Origin of the sequence: Streptomyces sp. (genome assembly GCF_031181555.1) — a bacterium.
GTDB lineage: Bacteria > Actinomycetota > Actinomycetes > Streptomycetales > Streptomycetaceae > Streptomyces > Streptomyces fimbriatus.
Map to the genome: position 1 here is coordinate 1 of NZ_JAPSKQ010000095.1, position 4789 is coordinate 4789.

Sequence of the window (4789 nt, forward strand, 5' to 3'; positions counted from 1 at the left end):
CGTCACCCGTCACCCGGCATCCGGCACAGCGTCCGGCACCACACACCAACAAGGCCCCGATCCGGAGATCGGGGCCTTCGTTGTGGCTGGGGCCGGGGTCGAACCGGCGACCTTCCGCTTTTCAGGCGGACGCTCGTACCAACTGAGCTACCCAGCCGCGATGTTTCACGTGAAACATCAGCGGTCCTGACGGGATTTGAACCCGCGGCCTCCACCTTGACAGGGTGGCGAGCACTCCAAACTGCTCCACAGGACCAAGCGTGTCGTACGACAGTGTCGCACAGGGTGGTGCGTGCCCCCAACGGGATTCGAACCCGTGCTACCGCCTTGAAAGGGCGGCGTCCTAGGCCGCTAGACGATGAGGGCTATCGGCCCGCCTGGGCGCTTCTCAGCGCGTCGGGGACGTGAGAAGCATATGGGATGGCGGGAGGGTTCGCCAAAACGGTTTACGGAGAGGTCGCCGAGGGGGTGGCGGAGGAGGGGGTCGGCGAGGTGGTCGCGCCGGGCTGGTTCTCCTCCGGGAGGTGGCGGCTGACCTCTGCTGTCGTCAGGCCCAGGCCGCCGAGTTCGATGGAGTCCCAGGCCTGGAGGCGGCGGGTGTCGCGGTCGAAGTAGAGGATCGAGGCCTCGATCGGGTCGGGGTACTTGCCCTCGACGGCGCGCAGACCGCTGCCGCCGGTGGAGCCTTCGACGCGGAGGCGGGTGCCGTACTTCATGACCTCGGTCTCTTCGTGGTGGAGGTGGCCGGCCAGGACCAGGGGCACGGTGCCGTCGACCTCGCGGGCCGCGGACGGTTCGTGGGCGACGGCCACGTCCACGGGGGTGCCGGCGGCGCGCTGGTCGCGCAGGGCGGAGGCGAGGCGGGCGCCCGCGAGTTCCTGGGACTGTTCGGCTCCGGGCGTCCTGGAGCGGTCGGGGGTGAACTGCGGGTCGCCGGTGCCGGCGAAGCGCAGGCCGGCGAGGGTGACGGCCCGGCCGTCGTCCAGGACGTGGACGTTCTTCATGCGTTCGAGGTAGCGCTGGGTGACCAGGGAGTCGTGGTTGCCGCGGACCCAGACGTAGGGGGCGCCGAGGTCCTCGATGGGGTCCAGGAAGCCGTTCTCGGCGGCGGTGCCGTGGTCCATGGTGTCGCCGGAGTCGACGATCACGTCCACCTGGTACTGCTCCACCAGCGAGGCGATGATCTTCCAGCTGGCCGGGTTGAGGTGGATGTCGGAGACGTGCAGGACCCGGATGGTGGTCGGGTCGGGCTGGTAGGCGGGGAGGGTGGAGGTGGCGTCGTAGAGCTTGGTCACGTTGGTGACCAGGCGTGCCAGTTCCTTCTGGTAGACGTCGAACTCGGTGACGATGCTGCGGGCGTTGCCGACGAGTGAGGGGGCGGAGGAGAGCAGGCCGGAGAACTTGGGCTCGAGGACGGAGTCCGGGTTCCAGGTGGCGTAGGCGGTGCCGCCGGACGCGGCCAGGAGGGTGAGGGCGAGGCCGCCGGCGGTGAGGGCGCGGCGAGGGCGGCGGTAGACGGCGAGGCCGAGCGCGGTGGCGCCGGTGACGACGGCGACGCCGGAGCGTACGGCGAGGTCGGCGGTGCCGTGGGCGATGTCGTGGGCGACCTCGTCCTGGAGGCCGGAGAGCCGTTCGGGGTGGTTGACGAGGGCCTGGGAGCGGTCGGGGTCGAGCTGGTCGATGTTGACGTCCAGGCGGACCGGGGCGGTGTGGCTGTCCAGTTGGAGGGCGCCCAGGGGAGAGATGTTGATTTTGGTGCCACCGGTGAGGGAGGGGCGCAGCGTCATGGTGGTGTCCATGGGGCCGACGGGGACCCGGACGTTGCCGACGACGAGGAGGCCGAGCCAGGCGCCGAGGACGACCACGGTGACGAGCCCGAGGGCACGGACCAGAGGCCGGGGCCGTGGGGCGAGGGTGGTCGTCGCGGGGACGGGTCGGCCGGTGCGGTGGCGGCGGGTGAGGACGCGCGGGACCCTTCGGACGTGGTGCCGGATGTTCATGACTGCGGAGGGGACGCGGGCCATTGGTCCCGTCTGCCCAAGCACGGGGCCGGATATGCGGGGGTCCGACGCCTCTCGTACGGACGGCCCGTACCGGAGAATGGCTCTGTGCTGGAGATGACGCGTGAGATGTTCGAGGAGCTGGTCGCCGAGGCGCTGGACCGGATCCCGCCGGAGTTGACGCGGCTGATGGACAACGTGGCGGTGTTCGTGGAGGACGAGCCGCCGGCGGACGACCCGGAGCTGCTCGGGTTGTACGAGGGGACCCCGCTGACGGAGCGGGGCGAGTGGTACGCGGGGGTGCTGCCGGACCGGATCACGATCTACCGGGGGCCGACGCTGCGGATGTGCGAGTCGCGGGAGGACGTGATCGCGGAGACGGAGATCACGGTGGTGCACGAGATCGCGCATCACTTCGGGATCGACGACGCCCGGCTGCACGCTCTCGGCTACGGATAGGCCATTCGCGTGTCTTCTTGCGGGTGACGGGAGTTGGGCATGTCGTCCCAGCGCTCCGACCGGAGGTGGCCCCGTGCGCCCCTTGTACGTACCTGCCCGACTGGCCGCCACCGTGGTGGCCGTTGTCGCTGCCGCCGGTTGCATGAGCGTGGGCGGGGGTGACGCGGGCGGGGACGCCGAGCCGTCGCGCTCGGCGGGGCGGCCGGGTGGTGAGGCGCCGGACGGGGGGCCGGTGGTGTCGGGCGGCGGGGCGGGCCATGGCGCCGCGGCGGCCGGTGGCGAGCGCGGGAGCGGCACGGGCGGAGGACGCGGGGACAGGGGGAAGAAGGGCAGGGCGGGGAGACCGGCGTCCGCCGGGGCGTCGCCGTCGGCGGGGGCGAGCCGGTCCGCGCCGGCCGCCGACGGGCCGGGCGAGCCCGCCGGGCCGACGCCGGACGACCGGCCCGTGCCGCCGGTGCCCAGCCGGTCGCCCGACCCGGAGCCCACGCCGGCGCCGCCCGAGCCGTCGGCGCCGCCCGAGCCGACGGAGGCGGAGCCGTCCTCGTCGGCGCACGAGCCGCCTCAGCCGCAGTTGGCGCAGCGGGAGCCGGCGCCGGAAGCGGGGGCGCCGGTCTAGAGCCCTCTTCCTCCTCCGCCGTCCTGCGTGTCCGCCCGCCATTGCGGCCGGCTCGTCCGGGGATCACCGCGCTGACCTGCGGATCGATCCTGTGGCGAGCCCCCGGTTTGCTTTTGGGGGGTCGGGGTGCGTATGGTGGCAGATCGTTTGATCCTATTTGCCCGGCGCCACTGCAGAGCGCGCCGTGTGGCGCGTACTCTCTCCCTTGCCGTGGTGGACCGCATCGAGGCGGTCATATTGCGAATCGCGAATCACGGAGTTGACGGGCGCGTGCCGAAGAGACTCCGGAAGGTTTCGCATTCGTATGCCCATCGCCAGTACTGATCACGTCGTCGTGCCCGAGAACACCGAGGACACCGACATCACCGTCTCCACCACCCCCGAGATCACCTTCTCCGACCTGGGTCTTCCCGAGGGCGTCGTGCGCAAGCTCGCGCAGAACGGCGTGACCACCCCCTTCCCGATCCAGGCCGCGACCATCCCGGACGCCCTGGCCGGCAAGGACATCCTCGGCCGTGGCCGCACCGGCTCCGGCAAGACCCTCTCCTTCGGTCTGCCGACGCTGGCCACGCTGGCCGGCGGCCGGACCGAGAAGCACAAGCCGCGTGCCGTCATCCTGACGCCGACGCGTGAGCTCGCCATGCAGGTCGCCGACGCGCTCCAGCCGTACGGCGACGTCCTGGGCCTGAGGATGAAGGTCGTCTGCGGCGGCACGTCCATGGGCAACCAGATCTACGCCCTCGAGCGCGGCGTCGACATCCTGGTCGCCACGCCGGGCCGGCTGCGCGACATCATCAACCGCGGCGCGTGCTCCCTGGAGAACGTGCAGATCGCGGTCCTCGACGAGGCCGACCAGATGTCCGACCTGGGCTTCCTGCCCGAGGTCACCGAGCTGCTCGACCAGGTCCCGGCGGGCGGCCAGCGGATGCTGTTCTCCGCGACCATGGAGAACGAGATCAAGACCCTCGTCGACCGCTACCTCAACGACCCCGTCTCGCACGAGGTCGACGCGGCGCAGGGCGCGGTGACGACCATGTCGCACCACATCCTCGTCGTGAAGCCGAAGGACAAGGCGCCGGTCACCGCGGCCATCGCCTCCCGCAAGGGCCGCACCATCATCTTCGTCCGCACGCAGCTGGGCGCCGACCGTGTCGCCGAGCAGCTGCGGGACGCCGGGGTGAAGGCCGACGCGCTGCACGGCGGCATGACCCAGGGCGCCCGGACCCGGACGCTGGCGGACTTCAAGGACGGGTACGTGAACGTCCTGGTGGCCACGGACGTCGCGGCCCGCGGCATCCACGTCGACGGCATCGACCTCGTCCTGAACGTCGACCCGGCCGGCGACCACAAGGACTACCTGCACCGGGCGGGCCGCACGGCGCGCGCCGGGCGCACGGGCACGGTCGTGTCCCTGTCCCTGCCGCACCAGCGGCGCCAGATCTTCCGGCTGATGGAGGACGCGGGCGTCGACGCGACGCGCCACATCATCCAGGGCGGCGCGGCCTTCGACCCGGAGGTCGCCGAGATCACCGGCGCCCGGTCGATGACCGAGGTGCAGGCCGAGTCCGCGGGCAACGCGGCGCAGCAGGCCGAGCGCGAGGTCGCCCAGCTCACCAAGGAGCTGGAGCGGGCGCAGCGCCGTGCGGCCGAGCTGCGTGACGAGGCGGACCGGCTGCTGGCCCGGGTGGCGCGCGAGCGGGGTGAGGACCCCGAG

Annotated in this window: 4 protein-coding genes and 3 tRNA genes; 3 read left to right on the forward strand and 4 right to left on the reverse strand. The window is 71.9% G+C overall.

Annotated elements, in window-relative coordinates; all coding sequences use genetic code 11:
- Positions 1–83 precede the first annotated feature (83 nt).
- The 4 genes from RIM90_RS19410 to RIM90_RS19425 form a co-directional block, all read right to left on the reverse strand.
- Positions 84–157: transfer RNA gene (locus RIM90_RS19410), tRNA-Phe, on the reverse strand.
- A gap of 24 nt (positions 158–181) precedes the next feature.
- A tRNA-Asp gene (locus RIM90_RS19415) sits at positions 182–256 on the reverse strand.
- A 37-nt stretch (positions 257–293) separates the two neighbouring features.
- Positions 294–366, reverse strand: a tRNA-Glu gene (locus tag RIM90_RS19420).
- An 80-nt stretch (positions 367–446) separates the two neighbouring features.
- Entirely contained in the window at positions 447–2024 is a 1578-nt protein-coding gene (locus RIM90_RS19425; protein WP_309061994.1) for a metallophosphoesterase, read from the reverse strand.
- 84 nt (positions 2025–2108) lie between these two features.
- On the opposite strand from RIM90_RS19425, the gene RIM90_RS19430 reads away from it, so the two are divergent.
- The 3 genes from RIM90_RS19430 to RIM90_RS19440 all read left to right on the forward strand — a co-directional run.
- Positions 2109–2459, forward strand: coding sequence for a metallopeptidase family protein (locus RIM90_RS19430; RefSeq protein WP_182674714.1), 351 nt, complete (start codon positions 2109–2111; stop codon positions 2457–2459).
- A gap of 73 nt (positions 2460–2532) precedes the next feature.
- Complete coding sequence (locus tag RIM90_RS19435) at positions 2533–3075, forward strand: hypothetical protein (RefSeq protein ID WP_309061995.1); 543 nt, start codon at positions 2533–2535, stop codon at positions 3073–3075.
- 304 nt (positions 3076–3379) lie between these two features.
- On the forward strand, positions 3380–4789 hold a 1410-nt coding region (locus RIM90_RS19440; RefSeq protein ID WP_309061996.1), incomplete at its 3' end, for a DEAD/DEAH box helicase.